At 71.8% G+C, this 19,205-nt stretch carries 15 protein-coding genes; 7 read left to right on the top strand and 8 right to left on the bottom strand.

Features of this window, described 5'->3' with window-relative positions; genetic code table 11:
- Positions 1-123 precede the first annotated feature (123 nt).
- Both ACFC0Z_RS24895 and ACFC0Z_RS24890 read right to left on the bottom strand, forming a co-directional pair.
- Positions 124-1,206 (bottom strand): sugar phosphate nucleotidyltransferase, encoded by a 1,083-nt coding sequence (locus ACFC0Z_RS24895; protein WP_376441913.1) that lies wholly within the window; start codon positions 1,204-1,206, stop codon positions 124-126.
- A gap of 121 nt (positions 1,207-1,327) precedes the next feature.
- Positions 1,328-2,758, bottom strand: a complete 1,431-nt coding sequence (locus tag ACFC0Z_RS24890; RefSeq protein WP_376441910.1) for an N-acetylmuramoyl-L-alanine amidase — start codon at positions 2,756-2,758, stop codon at positions 1,328-1,330.
- Positions 2,759-2,894: 136 nt separating this feature from the next.
- On the opposite strand from ACFC0Z_RS24890, the gene ACFC0Z_RS24885 reads away from it, so the two are divergent.
- From ACFC0Z_RS24885 to ACFC0Z_RS24870, 4 genes are all read left to right on the top strand, one after another.
- The gene (locus ACFC0Z_RS24885) at positions 2,895-3,647 is read left to right on the top strand and encodes a TIGR03089 family protein (RefSeq protein WP_376441908.1); all 753 of its coding nucleotides are present in this window, start codon (positions 2,895-2,897) and stop codon (positions 3,645-3,647) included.
- A 140-nt stretch (positions 3,648-3,787) separates the two neighbouring features.
- Positions 3,788-5,032 carry an LCP family protein gene (locus tag ACFC0Z_RS24880; protein ID WP_376441905.1) on the top strand — a complete coding sequence of 415 codons (1,245 nt, stop codon included), beginning with the start codon at positions 3,788-3,790 and terminating at the stop codon, positions 5,030-5,032.
- A gap of 254 nt (positions 5,033-5,286) precedes the next feature.
- Complete coding sequence (locus ACFC0Z_RS24875) at positions 5,287-7,011, top strand: LCP family protein (RefSeq protein ID WP_376441902.1); 1,725 nt, start codon at positions 5,287-5,289, stop codon at positions 7,009-7,011.
- A gap of 50 nt (positions 7,012-7,061) precedes the next feature.
- On the top strand, positions 7,062-8,801 hold the full coding sequence (locus tag ACFC0Z_RS24870; RefSeq protein ID WP_376441900.1) for an LCP family protein: 1,740 nt from the start codon (positions 7,062-7,064) through the stop codon (positions 8,799-8,801).
- A 73-nt stretch (positions 8,802-8,874) separates the two neighbouring features.
- Here ACFC0Z_RS24870 and ACFC0Z_RS24865 read toward each other — a convergent pair whose 3' ends face one another.
- Positions 8,875-9,891 carry a glycosyltransferase family 2 protein gene (locus tag ACFC0Z_RS24865; RefSeq protein ID WP_376441897.1) on the bottom strand — a complete coding sequence of 339 codons (1,017 nt, stop codon included), beginning with the start codon at positions 9,889-9,891 and terminating at the stop codon, positions 8,875-8,877.
- A 280-nt stretch (positions 9,892-10,171) separates the two neighbouring features.
- Here ACFC0Z_RS24865 and ACFC0Z_RS24860 point away from each other — a divergent pair, with 280 nt between their 5' ends.
- Positions 10,172-11,569 (top strand): LCP family protein, encoded by a 1,398-nt coding sequence (locus ACFC0Z_RS24860; RefSeq protein ID WP_376441982.1) that lies wholly within the window; start codon positions 10,172-10,174, stop codon positions 11,567-11,569.
- A gap of 19 nt (positions 11,570-11,588) precedes the next feature.
- Here the strand turns inward: ACFC0Z_RS24860 and ACFC0Z_RS24855 are convergent, their stop codons facing one another.
- Positions 11,589-12,122: an acyl-CoA thioesterase gene (locus ACFC0Z_RS24855; protein WP_360809515.1), complete on the bottom strand. Its 534-nt coding sequence runs from the start codon at positions 12,120-12,122 to the stop codon at positions 11,589-11,591.
- Between the two features lie 119 nt (positions 12,123-12,241).
- Here ACFC0Z_RS24855 and ACFC0Z_RS24850 point away from each other — a divergent pair, with 119 nt between their 5' ends.
- Entirely contained in the window at positions 12,242-13,582 is a 1,341-nt protein-coding gene (locus ACFC0Z_RS24850; RefSeq protein ID WP_376441894.1) for an LCP family protein, read from the top strand.
- 83 nt (positions 13,583-13,665) lie between these two features.
- On the top strand, positions 13,666-14,991 hold the full coding sequence (locus ACFC0Z_RS24845) for a UDP-glucose dehydrogenase family protein (RefSeq protein ID WP_376441892.1): 1,326 nt from the start codon (positions 13,666-13,668) through the stop codon (positions 14,989-14,991).
- Between the two features lie 83 nt (positions 14,992-15,074).
- Here the strand turns inward: ACFC0Z_RS24845 and ACFC0Z_RS24840 are convergent, their stop codons facing one another.
- The 4 genes from ACFC0Z_RS24840 to ACFC0Z_RS24825 form a co-directional block, all read right to left on the bottom strand.
- Complete coding sequence (locus ACFC0Z_RS24840; protein WP_376441889.1) at positions 15,075-16,049, bottom strand: membrane dipeptidase; 975 nt, start codon at positions 16,047-16,049, stop codon at positions 15,075-15,077.
- 144 nt (positions 16,050-16,193) lie between these two features.
- Positions 16,194-17,402, bottom strand: a complete 1,209-nt coding sequence (locus ACFC0Z_RS24835) for a dipeptidase (protein WP_376441887.1) — start codon at positions 17,400-17,402, stop codon at positions 16,194-16,196.
- The gene (purE, locus tag ACFC0Z_RS24830) at positions 17,399-17,896 is read right to left on the bottom strand and encodes a 5-(carboxyamino)imidazole ribonucleotide mutase (RefSeq protein WP_376441979.1); all 498 of its coding nucleotides are present in this window, start codon (positions 17,894-17,896) and stop codon (positions 17,399-17,401) included. The genes ACFC0Z_RS24835 and purE overlap by 4 nt, the downstream gene beginning before the upstream one ends.
- 41 nt (positions 17,897-17,937) lie before the next feature.
- Entirely contained in the window at positions 17,938-19,077 is a 1,140-nt protein-coding gene (locus tag ACFC0Z_RS24825; RefSeq protein ID WP_376441884.1) for a 5-(carboxyamino)imidazole ribonucleotide synthase, read from the bottom strand.
- Positions 19,078-19,205: the final 128 nt, after the last annotated feature.

Here is a 19,205-nt window from a genome sequence, read left to right as displayed (position 1 = left end):
CCGGGTGTGTGGGGGATGCGGGGGGGGTGGGCGCCTGCGGCGGGCCTTCTCCCCCACCCCGCCCCTTCCCGAAACCGGGGCTCCGCCCCGGACCCCGCGCCTCAAACGCCGGCGGGGCTGAAGTTACTGGTCCGAGGAGAAGCGGACCGAGCCGGCCGGGAGGGTCGTGTCGCACCAGATGCGTACGCCGTCGCGGAGTTCGTTGTCCGCGCCTACCTGGGCTCCGTCGCCGATGACCGCGCCGGTGAGGACCGTGCGGGCGCCGATGCGGGCTCCCGCGCCTACCAGGGAGTCGGTGATCACCGCGCCCTGTTCCACCACCGCGCCCGCCAGGATCGTCGAGCCCGTCACCCGGGCGCCCTCGCCGATCACCGCGTCCGCGCCCACGACCGTACCGCCGGTGAGCTTGGCGTCCGGGGAGACGCGGGCCGTCGGGAGGACCAGGCGGTCGCCGCAGCGGCCCGGGACCGCCGGGGACGGGGCCCTGCCGAGGACCAGGTCCGCGGAGCCCCGTACGAAGGCCTGCGGGGTGCCCAGGTCCAGCCAGTAGGTGGAGTCGACCATGCCCTGGAGGTGGGCTCCGGAGGAGAGGAGGTCGGGGAAGGTCTCGCGTTCGACGGAGACCGGGCGGCCGGCCGGGATCCTGTCGATGACCGAGCGGCGGAAGACGTACGCGCCCGCGTTGATCTGGTCCGTGACGATCTCTTCCGGGGTCTGCGGCTTCTCCAGGAAGGCCGTCACCCGGCCCGTGGCGTCGGTGGGGACCAGGCCGAAGGCCCTCGGGTCGTCGACACGGGTGAGGTGGAGCGAGACGTCCGCGCCCGTGTCGGAGTGGGTCGCCACCAGCGCCTTGATGTCCAGGCCCGTCAGGATGTCGCCGTTGAAGATCAGGACCGGCTCGTCGGGGCCCGAGTGGAGGCGCGACGCGACGTTGCGTATCGCGCCGCCGGTGCCGAGGGGCTCCTCCTCGGTGACGTACTCGATGCTCAGGCCCAGGTCGGAGCCGTCGCCGAAGTGGGGTTCGAAGACCTCCGCCAGGTACGAGGTGGCGAGCACGATGTGCTCGACGCCCGCGGCGCGGGCACGGGCGAGCTGGTGCGTCAGGAAGGGGACGCCCGCCGCCGGGACCATGGGCTTCGGCGTGTTGACCGTGAGGGGTCGCAGCCGTGTGCCCTTGCCACCGACCAGGAGGATCGCTTCTGTCACCTTGTCGTCTCTGCTTCCTGTACGAGGCTTCGGGGCCGGTCCGCTCGCCCGCCCTCGGTCGTCCGTGCGATATGACCGGTCAGTTTATGCGGATGGTTGCCCGGACGACCCCATCAGCCCGTCAGCGCCTCCCCTGGTACTTCGCCGAGCTCGTCCTCGCCGTGCTCAGCTTGTTGTAGAGGCGTGCGCCGGGGCACTCCGTGGCGAATCCGTCGCGGTGCCCCGCGATCGTACGGAATTTGACCGACTTGCCCTTCTTGTAGAGGTTTCCGCCACCGGAGACGAGCGTCGTCGTGCCCTTCGGGTTCACCCCGTGCAGGCCCAGCTTCCACGCCGTCAGCTTGGCCACCGCCGTGACGGCCGCCGCGGGCGGGGCCGACTTGCTGTACGTGCCGAGGACGGCGATCCCCATGCTGTTGGTGTTGAAGCCGAGCGTGTGCGCGCCGAGGACCGGCTTGGCCACGCCTCCCGCACGGCCCTCGTAGATGTTTCCGCACTTGTCGACGGCGAAGTTGTAGCCGATGTCCCGCCACCCGCTGCTCTTCACGTGGTAGCGGTAGATCCCGCGCAGGACGGAGGGCGCCTGGCGGCAGGTGTAGTTGTTGCCGGTCGCGCTGTGGTGGACGAAGGCCGCCTTGATCGTCTTCGTGTAGACGAAGCCCTTCTCGCGGAGCTTCTCGTCCGCCCCCCATCCCTTGCGCGTGATGATCTTGGGGCGCGGGCCGATGTACGGCTTCGCCGGCGCGGCCACCTTGCCCGGGGTCTTCGCCGGGGTCTTCGCCGGAGGCTTGATGGGCAGGGGCTTGTCCAGGGTCTTCGCCGGGGGCTTCGCCTGGGGCTTGATCGGGGGCTTCATCGCGGGCTTGATCGGCGGCCTCGCCTGAGTTCCCTCTTCCGTCACCTGCTTCGACAGCGCCGGGGTCCACGCCGAGCCGTGCGTCGCCGGGCGCGCGTCCGCCGACTGTGCCTCGTCGCCCGGGTCCACCAGTTCGAGCCGCAGCCCCTCGGGGAGCGTCTCCTCACCCCGTACCCGGATCTCCACGCCGTCCGAGTCGCCCACCCACAGCGGTGCCGTCGAGCCCTTCACCGGCCCGTCGGCTCCGCCGGCCGCCTCGGCCGTCCGCGGGTCGGCGCCGTGCTCGTCGTTGTGGGTCTCCACGTCCTGCCAGTCCGACCAGGCCTCGCCGCCGGTCGCCCGCGTACGGACCTGGACCGTGCCGTGGAGGGCGGCCGCCGGGTCGTCCCAGACGACGCCGACGAGCGAGAACGGGCTGACGTCCCGTCGGGCCAGGCCCTGGTCGCCCGCGGCCGCCCCCTCGACGCCTTCGGCGGCGCCGCCGCCGAAGGCGCGTACGGAACCGCGCAGGGGTGCGAGCGGCAGCGACTGGGTGGAGCCGGGCAGCAGTTCGGGCCCCGGTGGCAGCGCGGCCGCCGGGGGCGCCGCGGCGAGCGCCGTCGGCACCGAGGCCGCCGCGGGCGCGGCGAGGGAGACCGGGAGGGCGAGCACCGCCGCGCAGGTGACGGCGATCGAGGAGACGAGTGAGGCACGCATGGGCCGATCGTGCGGATCGCGGGGCGGTTCCGCGCGCCGGGATCCGGCGGGGAAACTGACGGGCCGTCGGGCCGATCGGTGGACGGTCCACCGGTACGGCGGACCCCCGCCGGGCGTGCCGCGTACGCTGTCCGGCGTGAACGCCAGCGACCGCACCCCCGCCGACCTGCTGCGATCCGCGCTCGCCGCGGACCCCGCCCGCCCCTTGGTCACTTTCTACGACGACGCCACCGGTGAGCGCGTGGAATTGTCCGTCGCCACCTTCGCCAATTGGGTGGCCAAGACGGCGAACCTGCTCCAGGGCGAACTGTCCGCCGAGCCGGGCGACCGGCTCGCCCTGCTGCTGCCCGCGCACTGGCAGAGCGCCGTCTGGCTGCTCGCCTGCTCCTCCGTCGGGGTGACGGTGGAGATCGGCGGCGACCCGGCGGACGCCGATCTCGTCGTCGCCGGGCCCGACACCCTGGAGGCGGGCCTCGCCTGTTCCGGTGAGCGGATCGCGCTCTCCCTGGCTCCGCTGGGCCGCCGCTTCCCCGCCCCGCCCGCCGGGTACGCGGACTACGCGGTCGAGGTGCCGAGCCAGGGCGACCGGTTCGCGCCGTTCGTGCCGGTCGATCCGGAAGCGCCCGCCCTCGTCGTCGACGGTACGGAACGCAGCGGCGCGCAGCTCGTCGAGCAGGCCCGCGTGGAGGCGGCGACGCTCGGGCTCGCGCCCGGCTCCCGGCTGCTGTCCGGGCTCGGCTACGACGGCTGGGAGGGGCTCGCGGCCGGTCTGTACGCGCCCCTCGCGTCCGGCGGCTCCGTGGTGCTGTGCCGGAACCTGGGCGAGCTCTCGCCCGAGGGGCTGGAGAAGCGGGTGGAGAGCGAGCGGGTGACGCACACGGCTCTCTGAGCCGCCGGCCGTGACGTCTGGGCCCCGTTCGGCCTAGTACCGCGTCGAGTCCCCGGGTCCCCGCGCCGAGTCCGGTACATGATCGGCGCGGGGGGAGTCCCTCCTTCCGCACCAGCCCGCCTCGAAGGACGGACGCAGACGTGACGGCAGCGAAGGACGCGGTGCCCGAGGAGCCGACGGGACCGGTCGAGCCTCCGGAGCCGCCGGGGCCGGGCGAGCCGACGGAGCCGCCGGAGTCGACGGGGCCGACCGAGCCTCCGGAGCCGCCCCGGCGGCACTGGCTGCGGTGGACGTGTCTCGGGGTCTCGCTCGTCGTCCTCGTCGCGGCGGGGGTCGGCTGGTGGTTCTACCGCAAGCTCGACGGCAACATCACCACGGACACGACGGCCGCCGACGAGCTCCAGCGGTACGAGACGGAGCGCCCGACCGCCGGGGCCACGGCCGCGCAGAACATCCTGCTGATCGGTTCCGACACCCGCACCGGCGAGGGCAACCGCAAGTACGGCAAGGACAAGGGCACCCAGCGGTCCGACACGACGATCCTGCTCCACCTGTCGGCCGAGAGGTCGAGCGCGACGGCCGTCTCCCTCCCCCGCGACCTGATGGTGACGATCCCGTCCTGCCGCAAGCCCGACGGGTCCCGCACCCGGGAGCAGTTCGCACAGTTCAACTGGGCGTTCGAGTTCGGCGGTACGGCGTGCACGATCCGTACCGTCGAGAAGCTGACCGGGATCCGCGTCGACCACCACATGGTGATCGACTTCCGGGGCTTCAAGAAGATGGTCGACGCCGTGGACGGCGTCGAGGTCTGCCTCAAGGAGCCCGTCGACGACCCCGACGCCAAGCTGAAGCTGCCCGCGGGCCGCCAGACCCTCCACGGCGAGCAGGCGCTCGGCTTCGTACGGGCCCGCAAGTCGATCGGCGACGGCAGCGACACCGAACGCATGGACCGCCAGCAGCAGTTCCTCGGCGCCCTCGTCAACAAGGTGCAGAGCGACGGGGTGCTCCTCAACCCGACCAAGCTCTACCCGGTCCTGGACGCGGCGACCAAGGCGATCACCACCGACCCCGGACTCGACTCCCTGCGCGACCTGTACGACCTCGCGCGCACGATGCGGGCCATCCCGACGGAGAAGGTGCAGTTCCTGACCGTGCCGCGGCGCCCGTACACGTACGACCCGAACCGGGACGAACTGGTACAACCCGCAGCAAGTCAACTCTTCGCCCAGCTACGGCAGGACAAGCCGGTCGTGGTCACCCCCCACACGCGGGAGGACGGGGCGGGCGGCACCGACGGGAAGCCCGACGACGCCGACACCCCCGTGCCCTCCGCGACGCCCACCTTCACCGGACGCAACGCGGCCGAAGGCGTCTGCGCGCCGTAACTCCTCGGGCGCCGTGGGTAAAGGGCGCCCCAAGGGGAAGGCAGCGACCGATGAGGTTTGGGCAAATTGCCCGGTTGTAAGAGGCGTGGAATTTGTCACTCACGTCGCTCCACGCTGAACTGGGCGGATAGTGTGACGCGATCCGGTGCACCCCGACCGTCCGGTCGTCGCACTCACCCAGGATCGAACGACGAGAGAGCGGCGCCCTTCGGGGGAGGCGCCTCGCGTGGCACCGACGGAGGACTCGAGTAACCGTGGACGCGCACAGCCGTGGACGGGCGGACGAGATCGACCCCGCCGACCAGTGGGTTCTCAACCCGCAGACCGGCAACTACGAACTGCGACTGGACCACTCCGCTGGGCAGCCGTCGGGCGCGGCAGCACCGTCGGGCGCGGCGGCAGCACCCTCGGCCGGCACCGCCACCGAGGCGCCCGTGCCCGGCCAGCGCCGCCGCCGCGTCTCCGAGCCCGGCGACACCGCGCCGCAGCCGCCCGCGAGCCGCCGTCGGCCGAAGGCCGGCGCGTCCCGCAAGAAGAAGGTGCTGCTGTGGACCGGCGGCACGATGGCCTTCGTCCTGGTGGGCGGCGCCGTCGGCGCGTACGCCATATACAACAAGCTCGACGGCAACATCGGCAGCGTCGACGTCGGTGACGCCGCCGTCAAGACGGCCGGCATGGACGGGCCGCTGAACATCCTCGTCATCGGCAACGACGTCCGTACCGGCGAGGGCAACGAGAGCTACGGCAACAAGACCAACGTGACCGGCCACGCCGACACGACCCTGCTCATGCACGTCTCCGACGACCGCACCAACGCGACGGTCCTGAGCATCCCCCGAGACCTCAAGACCGAGATCCCGGACTGCCCGACGAAGACGGGCGACACGACGAAGGTCATTCCCGGCTCGGTCGGGAAGACCCGGTTCAACGAGTCGTTCGGCGTGGAGGGGCGCGACCCCGGCTGCACGATGCGCACGGTCACGCAGATGACCGGGCTCGGCATCAACCACTTCATGATGGTCGACTTCAACGCGGTCAAGACGCTGTCGGCCGCCGTCGGCGGCGTCGAGGTGTGCCTCAACAAGCCCATCCGGGACAAGAAGTACTCCAAGCTCAACCTGGACGCGGGCACGCACAAGCTCCAGGGCGAGGAGGCGCTCTCCTTCCTGCGCAACCGGCACGGCCTCGGCAACGAGAGCGACCTCGACCGCATCAAGATGCAGCAGCAGTTCGTCGCCTCGATGATGCGCAGCCTGAAGGAAGACACCCTCAACAGCCCGACGCAGCTGCTCTCCGTCGCGAACGCGGCGACCGAGGCGCTCACGGTGGACAGCGGGATCGGCAGCGCGCTGAAGCTGACCAGCCTGGCCCAGGAGATCGGCAAGGTCGACCTCAAGAACATCTCCTTCATGACCGTTCCCGTGGTCGACAACCCGGACGAGCCGCCGAACAAGCGGGCGACCGTCGTGCTCGACCCGGTGAAGGCCCCTCAGGTCTTCTCGATGATCCAGGACGACGTCTCCTTCACCGAGGTGAAGCGCAAGGAGAAGGACGCCAAGAAGGCCAAGTCGCAGGCCCAGGCGAAGCTGCTCGAAGGACCGCGGGCCGCCGCCGCCGACGTGCGCGTCGACGTCTACAACGGCAGCGGGATCCAGGGCGCCGCCCAGGCCACCATCAACTGGCTGCAGAACCAGCAGGGCGTACGCCTCTCGACCAACAAGAGCAACGCGCCCGAGAAGGCGGCGAAGACCACACTGACCTACGCACCGAACCAGGCCGACCAGGCCCGCGAGCTCGCGGACCTGATGGGTCTGGCCGCCACGGCCCTCAAGCCGGGCACGGCGGCCGCCGGGGAGCGCGAGCCCATGAAGCTCGTCCTCGGCGCCGACTTCAAGGGCGCGGGGGTGCCCGTCAAGACTCCGGCGAAGGCGCCGGACGTCGAGAAGGTACAAGCGGACAAGAAGGTGTGCGCCAGCTGACCCGATGGGGGCGACGCTCGGCGTACCACTGACTGACGAGGGGACCTGGGGTGGGACAGAACGGGGTACGTGGGGAGGGAACGCGCGGAAGCGTTCCGCAGCCGCATGATCTGGGCTGGGACGACGACCTGTACGGGGCGGGCGAGGCGACGGGAGCGGGCGGCGTCGCCGACGGTACGGCCCCGGCGGCCGCGCCCTCGACCGGCGCTACGCGCGCTGAACGCCGGCGCGGGGCCTCCCACGGCGGCGGCTCGCGCCGCCGCCCGAAGAGCGGCAAACAGAAGGCCCTGAAATGGGTCGCGATAGGCACGGCCTCGCTGATAGTCGGGACGGCCGGCGCCGGTTATCTGTACTACGAGCACCTCAACGGCAACATACGCAGCGGGGGGCGCGCGGGCGGCGAGAGCGGCGTCCAGAAGGCCGCGCCGAACGCGCTCGGCGACACCCCGCTGAACATCCTCCTCATAGGCTCGGACAGCCGGGAGGACGAGAAGAACATCGCCCTCGGCGGCGGCCGGAACGACAAGAACCGCAAGCCCCTCGCCGACGTGCAGATGCTGCTCCACGTCTCGGCGGACCGGCAGAACGCCTCGCTCGTCTCCATCCCGCGCGACACCGTCGTCCGCATACCCGAGTGCAAGGGCAAGGACGGCACGACGTACCCGGCCACGGACAACCGGCCCATCAACGAGTCGCTCCAGCGCGGTGGCCCCGGCTGCACCCTCACCACCTGGGAGAGCCTCACCGGGGTCTACGTCGACCACTGGCTGATGGTCGACTTCGCCGGTGTCGTGGCCATGGCCGACGAGGTCGGCGGTGTCCCCGTCTGCGTCAAGACGGGCGTGTACGACAGGTCGACCAAGTCGCAGAAGGGCGGCTCCGGACTCAAGCTGCCGAAGGGCACGACCGAGGTCAAGGGCGAGCAGGCGCTCCAGTGGCTGCGCACCCGGCACGCGTTCGGCAGCGACCAGAACCGGGCCAAGGCCCAGCACATGTACATGAACGGCATGATGAAGAAGCTCCAGTCGCAGAACGCCTGGACCGACACCGGCCGGCTGACGGGTCTGGCCGAGACCGCCACCAAAGCCCTTCAGGTCTCCGACGACCTGGACACCGTGGCGAAGCTCTTCGACCTGTCGATGCAGCTGAAGAACGTGAAGATCGACCGGCTGACGACGGCCACCGTCCCCACGGACGCCTACCCGCCGAACCCCAAGGCGTGGCTCCAGCTGCGCCCCTCCGCCGCGGACAAGATGTGGGCGATGATCCGCGACGACGTGGCGATGGACAAGAACGGCAAGGCCAAGCCGACGGCCAAGCCGAAGCCGACGGACTCCACCGCGCCGAAGCCGGCGCCGAAGGCGACGGCCGCCGATCCCGGGTCGTTCGTCGTGACCGTGATCAACGGCACCAGCGGCGACGGCCAGGCGGCCACCGGGGGCCGGGCGGGCGCCGTGGCCGCGGCCCTCAAGACGAAGGGCTTCACGCAGGCCGCCTCCTCCCGGGACGCCGGGAGCCGCAAGGACACGGTCGTCAGCTACCCGAAGGCGGACGGCGAGCAGGGCAAGGCGAACGCGCTCTCCGTGACGAAGGCGCTCGGGCTGCCCGACTCGGCCGCGCGGCCCGACGCCGAGGCGACGGGCATCACCCTGACCGTCGGTTCCGACTGGCGCGAGGGCACCGTGTACACGAAGCCGAAGCCGGCCACCGGTGACCTGCCGGAAGGCGCCGACGACAAGGCGTCCTGCATGGACATCTACTCCGTCTACCGCTGGGACGGCGTGAGCTGAGCCCCGTCCCTCCCCCGTACACGCCGACGGCCGGGCCCCGGAAGGGACCCGGCCGTCGCCGTACGCGGAGGGATCAGACCGTCTCGGTCTCGCCTCGGCGGACCGCCGGGCGGCGGCTCGCGATGACCTTCTTCGCCAGGGAGCGGGGGCTCGTGAGGAAGCCGTAGCCCCAGGACATGTGCATCGTCGCCAGGGCTACCGGGATCTGGAGGCGGGCCTTCAGGGAGAGGCCCTTGCCCGCCGGGAGGGAGCCGGCGGTGATCGCGGCCAGGTAGCCCGCCGGGATCACGAAGCCCAGGGGGGTGAGGGTCGCGCCGACCACGAGGCCCGCCGCGATCGCGCAGACCGCCGTCGGCGGGGCCAGGTAGCGGAGGTTGATGGAGCCCTGGTGGTAGCGGGCGACGACGTGCCGCCAGCGGCCGTAGTCCTTGTACTGCTTCGCGAGCGCCTTCACCGAGGGGCGCGGGCGGTACTGGACGCGGAGCTCCGGCGAGAACCAGATGAGGCCGCCGGCCTCGCGGATGCGGAAGTTCAGCTCCCAGTCCTGGGCGCGGATGAACTCCACGTTGTAGCCGCCCTGCTGCTCCAGGGCCTCGCGGCGGAAGACGCCGAGGTAGACGGTCTCCGCCGGGCCGGCCTCGCCGCCCGTGTGGAAGGCCGCGTTGCCGACGCCGATCTTCGAGGTCATCGCGGCGGCGACCGCGTCCTCCCAGGCGTTCTCGCCCTCGGCGTGCATGATGCCGCCGACGTTCATCGCGCCCGTCTCCTCCAGGAGGCGGACGGCCGTCGCGATGTAGTTCGGGGAGAGCATGCCGTGCCCGTCGACGCGGACCACGATCGGGTGACGCGAGGCCTGGATCGCCGCGTTGAGGGCGGCGGGGGTGCGGCCGGTGGGGTTCGGCACCGTGCGGACGCGCGGGTCCTCGCGTACGAGCTCGGCGGCGATCTCGTCCGTGCGGTCCGTGGACGGGCCGAGGGCGATCACCACCTCCATCTCGCCGTCGTACTCCTGCTCCAGGATGTGACGGACCGAGTTGCGCAGGTGCCGCTCCTCGTTGAGGACCGGCATGATCACGGAGACGGGGGGCATGGTTCCTCGGGGGTACGGAGGTACGGGGGGCGTCCCCCGGAGTAGAGGGGCATGGGGCGCCACGTTACCGCGAACGGGGGACAGGGGTGCGCGCCGCATGAGCGGTGGGCCCTTCCGCTGATCGTATGGGCCTACCGTGCTCACGGTTCCCGTAGTCCGCCCGCGGAGGTGTCCGTCCGTGCCCACGCCGCCCCGCACGCCCCGCCCTCTCCAGACCGCTCAGCGCCGCCGGCCGACCGCCCGGCCCGTGCCGGTGCGCCGGCGGCGGCCCCGGTGGGGCATGCGGATGGCGACCGCGCTCTCCGTCGTCGTCCTCGCGGCGGGCGGGATCGGGCACGCGGTGGTGACCGGGCTCGACACCGGGATCACCCGGGTCGACCCCTTCAAGGACATGAAGAACCGCCCCCAGGCCGGGCACGGCATGAACGTCCTCGTCGTCGGCACCGACGGCCGCGACCGGATCACCCAGGAGGAGAAGGAGAAGTACCGGCTCGGCGGCGCCCCCTGCCACTGCACCGACACCGTGATGCTCGTCCACATCTCGGAGGACCGGGAGCGGGCCAGCGTCGTCAGCCTGCCCCGGGACTCGTACGCCGAGATGCCCGAGCACGTCGACGTGAACAGCGGCAGGAAGCACCGGTCCCACCCGGTGAAGCTGAACGCCGCCTACGCCGAGGGCGGGCCCGGGCTGACCGTGCGGACCGTCGAGTCCATGACCGGCGTCAAGATCGACCACTACCTGGAGGTCGACTTCACCAGCTTCATGCGGACCGTCGACGCCGTGGGCGGGGTGCAGATCTGTACGACCCGGCCCCTGAAGGACTCGTACACCGGGCTCGACCTCGCGGCCGGTACGCACGACCTCGACGGCGGGGGCGCGCTCCAGTACGTGCGCTCCCGGCACATCGACGGGGCCGCCGACATCGGGCGCATGCAGCGGCAGCAGCGGTTCATGGCCGCGCTGATCGACCGGGCGACGAGCGGTGGGGTGCTCCTCAACCCCGTGCGGTTCCGGGAGATGGCCACGGCCATGCTCGGGTCCGTGCGGGCCGACGAGGGGTTCGGTACGGATCAGATGCTGGCGCTCGCCAAGGCGATGCGGGGCTTCACCCCGGCCTCGTCGGAGTTCGTCTCCGTGCCGATCGGCGACATGAGCTTCCCCGTGAAGGGGATCGGGTCGACGGTGAAGTGGGACGCGGCGAAGGCGCAGAAGCTCTTCCAGGCGCTGCGGGAGGACCGGCCGCTGGCGCCCGCCCCCGCCGCCGGCGCGCAGAAGGGCGGGGCGAAGAGCTCCGCGCCGAAGACGCTCGTCGTGGACGTGCCGCCCAAGACCATCCGCGTCCAGGTCCACAACGGGACCAGGACCGACGGGCTCGGCCGGAAGGTGGACGACGCGCTGCGCGCCACCGGCTTCGACACGACCCGGACGCCGATGACGGGGGCCGGGCAGGAGCACGCGCGGACGGTCGTCGAGTACGACCCGCGCTGGGACCGCTCGGCGAAGTCCCTGGCCGCCGCCTTGCCGGGCAGCGAGCTGCGGGCGGTGCCGGGGCGGGGCGGAACGCTGCGGGTGATCGTGGGCGGGGACTACCGGGGCGTGACGCCGGTCCGGGCGGAGGAGGCGCCCCGGGGCGGGCCGTTCGAGGCGGTCACGGGGGACCAGGTGGTCTGCCCGTGACGCCGACGGGTGGCCTCGCTCAGTCCTCGTAGCCCTCGGCCGCGCGGCGTTCGCGGAGGTCCTTGATGGCCTGGCGGCGGGCGAGGCGGTGGGTGCGGCGGATCTGGGCCTCCTGGTGGCGGCGCTTGTCCTGCTCCGTCTCCGGGACGACCTGGGGGACCCGGCGGGGCTTGCCGTCGGCGTCCACCGCGGCGAAGACCAGGTACGCCGAGCCGACCTGCGTCGCCGGGGTCGTGTCGTTCCAGCGCTCCGCCATGACCCGGACGCCGACCTCCATCGAGGAGCGGCCCGTCCAGTTCACCTGCGCCTTCACGTGCAGCAGGTCCCCGACGCGTACGGGCTCCAGGAAGGCCATCTCGTCCATCGAGGCGGTCACGGCCGGGCCTCCCGAGTGCCGGCCCGCCACCGCGCCCGCCGCGTCGTCGACCAGCTTCATGATCACGCCACCGTGCACCGTGCCCAGGAGGTTGGTGTCGTGGCTGGTCATGATGTGGCTGAGAGTGGTGCGGGAGGCCGAGGTGGGCTTGCCCGGGATATCGCCCTGTTCTGTCATGCCCTCCACCATATGCCCGGTCGCAGGCCTGTCCGGTTTGCATCAGCTTGGCAACAGCACCGATGTGATTTTCCACCCGGCCTGTCCTGGGGAAACTCCGGGCGGGCACACTGGTCCGCATGAATGACTGGCCCGAAGACGGCGGATACGGCCGCGGCAACGCGAACTCCCAGCCCGAGGGTGCCCGCCGGATGCCCCACGTGCAGCGCCCGCAGCAGCAGCGCCCGCAGCAGCCGCCCCAGTACGGAAACCAGGGGTACGGCCAGCAGCAGTACGGCCAGGGGCAGGGCCAGCAGCAGTACGGCCAGGGCCAGGGCCAGCAGCCGTACAACCCGAACTTCACCCAGGCCCAGGGCTCCGGTTACGACTCCGGCTACAACACCGGGCAGGTCTACGGCGGCCAGCAGGGCGGCGGCCAGGGCGGTCACGGCGGCGGCTCCGAGCCCGGCTACGCGCCGGGGGGTCCCCGTCGCCCCGCGCCGGACTGGCGCAAGCGCGCCAAGATCGGCTCCATCGTCCTCGTCGTCGGCATCCTCGCCTGGGGCATCGGCACCTACGCGTGGGCGAGCTCACAGATGCGGAACGAGGTCGACCTCTCCAAGGTCATCGAGCGGCCGTCCGAGGGCGACTGCACGACGTACCTGATCGTCGGCTCGGACAGCCGTGAGGGCATGTCCTCCGAGGAGAAGAAGAAGCTGCACACCGGCTCCGCCGCCGGCAAGCGGACCGACTCGATGATGATCCTCGCGGCCTGCTCCAGCGGGAACACGATGGTCTCGCTCCCCCGCGACTCGTGGGTGACGATCCCCTCCTTCGTCGGCTCCGAGTCGGGCAAGCAGTACCCGGCCCGCGGCGGCTCCAAGCTGAACGCGGCCTACGCGATGGACGGCCCCGAGCTGCTCGTGCGGACCGTCGAGTACAACACCGGCCTGCGCATCGACCACTACGCGGAGATCGGCTTCGCCGGCTTCGCGAACATCGTGGACTCGCTCGGCGGCGTCGAGCTCAACATCGAGAAGGGGTTCAAGGACAAGAACTCCGGCGCGAACTTCGAGGCCGGCACGCAGACCCTCAACGGCGAGCAGGCCCTGGCCTTCGTCCGTACCCGGTACGCCTTCGCCCAGTCCGACCTCCAGCGGACGAAGAACCAGCAGAAGTTCCTCTCCGCCCTGGCCAACCAGGCGGCGACCCCGGGCACGATCCTCAACCCGTTCAAGCTGTACCCGGTGCTCGGCGCCGGTCTGGACACGCTGATCGTGGACAAGGACATGTCGCTGTACGACCTGGGGCAGATGTTCTTCGCCATGAAGAGCGTCCAGGGCGGCGACGGCAAGTCCATGAACATGCCGATCGCGGGCAACGCGCCGCAGGGCTCGCTCGCCTGGGACAAGGCGAAGGTGAAGCAGCTCGTGGAGCAGATCCGGAACGACGAGAAGGTCACCGTCGAGTCCGACCGCTGACCGTCACACCGCCGACCCGCTCGCCGCTGACCCGCACGACTAATATCGGGCAGGCATTCCGCCCGACCTCACTGGAGTCCCGCATGGCCCTCAAGATCACCGTGATCGGCACCGGCTACCTCGGCGCCACGCACGCCGCGGCCATGGCGGAGCTGGGCTTCGAGGTGCTCGGGTTCGACATCGTGCCCGAGAAGATCGAGCTGCTGTCCTCCGGACGCGTCCCGATGTACGAGCCGGGTCTGGAGGAGCTGCTCGCCAAGCACGTCGCCGGCATCGAGGGTTCGACGGGCCGGCTGCGCTTCACCACCTCCTGGGAGGAGGTCGGCGCCTTCGGCGACGTGCACTTCGTCTGCGTCAACACCCCGCAGAAGCACGGCGAGTACGCCTGCGACATGAGCTACGTCGACGCCGCCTTCACCTCCCTCGCCGAGGTCGTCCGCGAGGGCGCCCTCGTCGTCGGCAAGTCGACCGTCCCGGTCGGCTCGGCCGAGCGGCTCGCGACCCTGCTGCCCGCCGGCGTCGACCTCGCCTGGAACCCGGAGTTCCTGCGGGAGGGCTTCGCCGTGCAGGACACGCTGCACCCGGACCGGCTCGTCGTCGGCGTGCGCGACGAGCGCTCCGAGCGGCTGCTGCGCGAGGTGTACGCGGTCCCCGTCGCCGAGGGCTCGCCGTTCGTCGTGACGGACTTCCCGACGGCCGAGCTCGTGAAGACCTCCGCCAACTCCTTCCTCGCCACCAAGATCTCCTTCATCAACGCGATGGCGGAGGTCTGCGAGGCCGCCGGCGGCGACGTCGTCAAGCTGGCCGAGGCGATCGGCCACGACGAGCGGATCGGCAACAAGTTCCTGCGGGCCGGCATCGGCTTCGGCGGCGGCTGCCTGCCCAAGGACATCCGCGCCTTCATGGCCCGCGCGGGCGAGCTCGGCGCCGACCAGGCGCTGACCTTCCTCCGCGAGATCGACTCGATCAACATGCGGCGGCGCGGCCAGATGGTCGAGATGGCCCGCGAGGTCCTCGGCGGGAACTCCTTCCTCGGCGCCCGGGTCGCCGTCCTCGGCGCCACCTTCAAGCCGGACTCGGACGACGTCCGCGACTCCCCCGCGCTGAACGTGGCCGGTCAGATACACCTCCAGGGCGGCCAGGTCACCGTCTACGACCCGAAGGGCATGGAGAACGCCCGCCGCATCTTCCCGACCCTCGGGTACGCGGACACCGCCCTCGACGCGGTGCGCGGCGCGGACGTCGTGCTGCACCTCACCGAGTGGCGCGAGTTCCGCGAGCTCGACCCGGCGGAGCTCGCCGCGGTCGTCTCCTCGCCGGTGATCCTCGACGGGCGCAACGCCCTGGACGGGGAGCTGTGGCGGAAGGCCGGGTGGACGTACCGGGCGATGGGCCGCCCCCGCGCGTAGGGCCTGTCCGGCGGATCAGGGACGTACGAGAGGGAGGGGGCCGCGGCGGATCAGCGCCGCGGCCCCCTCCCTCTGCCGTACCGTCAGGCCGCCGCCGGGCGGATGCGGTTCGCCCGCGACAGGAACTCCGTCTCGCGCAGCGCCCGGGTGGCGTTGGCGTGGGCGAGGCCGACCAGGTCACGGGCCGGCCAGCCCCTGCGGAGCAGCTCCGCGAAGAGCGGGGCGTAGCCGGCGGTCCGTGCGGTGGTGTGCGAGATGCCCGTACAGCCCGGTCCCGCCTCCGTCCGCACGCGGTCGAGGAGGTCGGCCGCCTCGGCCGGGTCCTCGGTGACCGTGACCATGAGGACGGCGCCGTTCTCGCCGAGGAGCCCGAGGACGTCGTCCGGCAGGTGCTCCGGGTCCGCCCTGGTCAGCAGGGCCGGGGCCCGGGTGACGGCGAGGGCGCGGCGGACCGTGTCCTGGTCGGCGCCCGAGAGGTCCACGGCCAGGCCGAGCCGGTTCATCTCCCGTATCGCCTCGCGGGCGAAGCGGTCGAAGCGCGGGAGGTTCACGGCGCGGACGCCGAGCGCGTGGTACGCCCGCAGGGTGGCCGCCGAGCCGCCGAGGGCGGGCCAGCCGACCGGGCCGAGCAGGGCGGCGACCCGGCCGCAGTTGCCCGCGTGGGCCATCTCCGAGGTCGTGTGGACCAGCCGCAGGTCCTCGGGGCAGGCGGCGACGAGGGCGCGGATCGTGTCGATCCGCCGCAGGGTGCCGATGACCCCCTCGTCGGTGTCCACGTGGAGGGACCAGAACTGCGCCCCGGCCTCCGGCGCCCGGGCGGGCGGCAGGTCCTCGGGGTCGAGGGACGGCGGCAGATCGGTGTGGCCCTCGACGACGGGCTGCGCGGCCAGCAGGGCGCGGGCGCGGCTCAGCTCGTCGAGCGGTGGCGGGGTGTCGAGCGGGGACGGGATGTCGGGGGTTTCCGGGGGGTCGGCCGGGGCGACGGCGGCGGGGCGATCGAGCGCGCCGACGGCGGCGGGGGCGGCAGAGAAGGGGGGATGATCGTCGAGATCTGCCATGGTCTTACTCCGAACTCGGTGATGCAGTACCGCCCCGCCGAGAGCGGCGGGGCAGTACCGTCCACCGTGCCAGCGGCCGGGGGCCGGGGCACGACGAAGTCGACCGTTCGGGTGACGACTCCGTTACGGAGAGTCCCTCGGAGCCTATGCGTCCAGGACGTCGATCGTCGCGTTCGACGGGGCCGTACGGCTCCGCAGGTCGCGGGAGACGGCCTCCGCGTCGCCGAGCACGCGGACCGCGTTGGACCAGGTCAGCTTGGCGAGGTCCGGGCGCGACCAGCCGCGGTGCAGGAGCTCCGCGATCAGGTTCGGGTACCCGGCGACGTCGTCGAGCCCGGCCGGGGAGAAGGCCGTGCCGTCGTAGTCGCCGCCGATGCCGATGTGGTCGACGCCGGCGACCTCGCGCATGTGGTCGAGGTGGTCGGCCACCGTGGCGACGGTGGCGATCGGGCGCGGGTTCTCCGCCTCGAAGGCGCGGTGCAGCTTCATCGCCTCGGCGGTGGTGTCGAGGTGGTCGAAGCCGTGCGCCCGGAGGTTGTCGTCCGCCCGCGCCGTCCACTCGACGGCGGCGGGCAGGATGAACTTCGGCACGAACGTGGCCATCGCGACGCCGCCGTTGGCGGGCAGCCGCTCCAGGACGTCGTCCGGGATGTTCCGGGGGTGGTCGCAGACCGCGCGGGACGAGGAGTGCGAGAAGACCACCGGGGCGGTCGTGGCGTCGAGCGCGTCCCGCATGGTGGTGGCGGCGACGTGCGAGAGGTCGACGAGCATGCCGCAGCGGTTCATCTCGCGGACGACCTCGCGGCCGAAGGCCGAGAGTCCGCCGACGCCGGGCTCGTCGGTGGCCGAGTCCGCCCAGTCGTTGTTGTCGTTGTGCGTGAGCGTCATGTAGCGGACGCCCAGGGCGTGGAACGCCCGCAGGGTGGCGAGGGAGTTGTTGATCGAGTGGCCGCCCTCGGCGCCCTTGAGCGAGGCGATACGGCCCTGGCCGCGGGCGGCCTCCATGTCGGCGGCCGTCAGCGCGGGGGCGAGGTCGGAGCCGTACCGCTCCAGCAGCTGGTCGACGATGTCGATCTGCTCCAGGGTCGCGCTGACCGCGTTGTCACCGGTGAGCGCGCAGGGCACGTACACCGACCAGAACTGGGCGCCGACCGCGCCGGCCCGCAGGCGGGCGAGGTCGGTGTGGAGCACGCCGGTCTGGTCCGCGCCGATGTCGAGGCGGTCCAGGTCGTAGCGGACGTGCTGGCGCAGGGCCCACGGGAGGTCGTTGTGGCCGTCGACGACGGGGTGGCCCGCGAGCAGCTCGCGGGCCTCCTCCAGGCGGTCCGCCGCGCCCGCGCCCAGGGCGCTCACTTGGCGAAGCCGAACGACTCGGCGCCCTCGACCTTCGCGCGCAGGCGCTTGCCCTTCTCCGTCGCCTGCGCGTTGAGGTCCTGGAGGAACTCCTCCATCCGGGCGAGGAGTTCGGGGTCGTGCGCGGCGAGCGTGCGGACGGCGAGCAGGCCCGCGTTCCGCGCGCCGGCGACGGAGACCGTCGCGACGGGGATGCCGGCCGGCATCTGCACGATGGAGAGCAGCGAGTCCATGCCGTCCAGGTACTTCAGCGGCACGGGCACGCCGATGACCGGGAGCGGGGTGACCGAGGCGAGCATGCCCGGCAGGTGGGCGGCGCCGCCCGCGCCCGCGATGATCACCTTGAGTCCGCGGCCGGCCGCCTGCTCGCCGTACGCGATCATCTCGCGCGGCATCCGGTGCGCGGAGACGACGTCGACCTCGTACGGGATCTCGAACTCGTCGAGGGCCTGGGCCGCGGCCTCCATGACGGGCCAGTCGGAGTCGGAGCCCATGACGATGCCGACGACGGGCTCGGTGGCGTTGCTCGTGCTGCTCACTCGGTGATCGTTCCTCGCAGGTATCCGGCGGCGTGGTTGGCGCGCTCCAGCACGTCGTCCAGGTCGTCGCCGTAGGTGTTGACGTGGCCCACCTTGCGGCCGGGCTTCACGTCCTTGCCATACATGTGGATCTTGAGCTGCGGGTCCCGTGCCATGCAGTGCAGGTACGCGGAGTACATGTCCGGGTAGTCGCCGCCCAGGACATTGCACATCACGGTCCACTTGGCGCGCGGGCGCGGATCGCCGAGCGGGAGGTCGAGAACCGCGCGGACGTGGTTGGCGAACTGCGAGGTGATCGCGCCGTCCTGGGTCCAGTGGCCGGAGTTGTGCGGGCGCATCGCCAGCTCGTTGACAAGAATGCGGCCGTCCGTGGTCTGGAACAGCTCCACGGCGAGGTGGCCGACGACGCCGAGCTCCTTGGCGATGCGGAGCGCCAGCTCCTGCGCCTGCCCGGCGAGCTCCCCGTCGAGGTCGGGGGCGGGGGCGATCACCGTGTCGCAGACGCCGTCGACCTGGCGGGACTCCACGACCGGGTAGGCGACGGCCTGGCCGTGCGGGGAGCGGACGATGTTCGCCGCGAGCTCGCGGACGAAGTCGACCTTCTCCTCGGCGAGGACCGGGACGCCCGCGAGGAACGGGTCGTGCGCGTCCTCGGGCTTGCGGACGAACCAGACGCCCTTGCCGTCGTAGCCGCCGCGCACGGTCTTGAGGATGATCGGGAAGCCGCCGACCTCGGCCGCGAAGGCCGCCGCGTCGGCCGCGTCCGCGACGATGCGGTGGCGGGGGCTGGGCGCGCCGATCTCGTCGAGCTTCGCGCGCATCACCCCCTTGTCCTGCGCGTGCACGAGCGCGTCCGGGCCCGGGCGGACGGGGATGCCGTCCGCTTCGAGGGCGCGCAGGTGCTCCGTGGGGACGTGCTCGTGATCGAAGGTGATCACGTCGCAGCCGCGCGCGAAGTCACGCAGCGTGTCGAGGTCGCGGTAGTCGCCGATGACGACCTCGCTCACCACCTGCGCCGCGGAGTCCTGCGGGGTGTCGCTGAGGAGCTTGAACTTGATGCCGAGGGGGATACCCGCCTCGTGGGTCATACGGGCGAGCTGCCCGCCTCCGACCATGCCTACTACGGGGAACGTCACCCTCTTAGGGTATCCGCACCATCGGGGAACACTCGTCCGGCTGTGTCTTGGCACAAGACAACGGAGGTGGTGGCGGGGTTTCCCCATGGTTTACGAGGTACCCGGGCGGGTGACAGGGGGGCTGGTTA

Source organism: Streptomyces sp. NPDC056144 (genome assembly GCF_042264145.1).
Taxonomy (GTDB): domain Bacteria; phylum Actinomycetota; class Actinomycetes; order Streptomycetales; family Streptomycetaceae; genus Streptomyces.
The sequence above is the reverse complement of the archived record's forward strand: the minus strand, read 5'-3'. Positions and strand labels throughout refer to the sequence as shown.

Excerpts from the sequence above, each read along its gene's own strand:
- ACFC0Z_RS24845 (WP_376441892.1), top strand. The coding sequence starts at position 13,666 with ATGGCCCTCAAGATCACCGTGATCGGCACCGGCTACCTCGGCGCCACG.
- ACFC0Z_RS24865 (WP_376441897.1), bottom strand. The coding sequence starts at position 9,891 with ATGCCCCCCGTCTCCGTGATCATGCCGGTCCTCAACGAGGAGCGGCAC.
- ACFC0Z_RS24850 (WP_376441894.1), top strand. The coding sequence starts at position 12,242 with ATGAATGACTGGCCCGAAGACGGCGGATACGGCCGCGGCAACGCGAAC.
- ACFC0Z_RS24860 (WP_376441982.1), top strand. The coding sequence starts at position 10,172 with ATGCGGATGGCGACCGCGCTCTCCGTCGTCGTCCTCGCGGCGGGCGGG.
- ACFC0Z_RS24855 (WP_360809515.1), bottom strand. The coding sequence starts at position 12,122 with ATGACAGAACAGGGCGATATCCCGGGCAAGCCCACCTCGGCCTCCCGC.
- purE (WP_376441979.1), bottom strand. The coding sequence starts at position 17,896 with ATGGGCTCCGACTCCGACTGGCCCGTCATGGAGGCCGCGGCCCAGGCC.
- ACFC0Z_RS24840 (WP_376441889.1), bottom strand. The coding sequence starts at position 16,049 with ATGGCAGATCTCGACGATCATCCCCCCTTCTCTGCCGCCCCCGCCGCC.
- ACFC0Z_RS24890 (WP_376441910.1), bottom strand. The coding sequence starts at position 2,758 with ATGCGTGCCTCACTCGTCTCCTCGATCGCCGTCACCTGCGCGGCGGTG.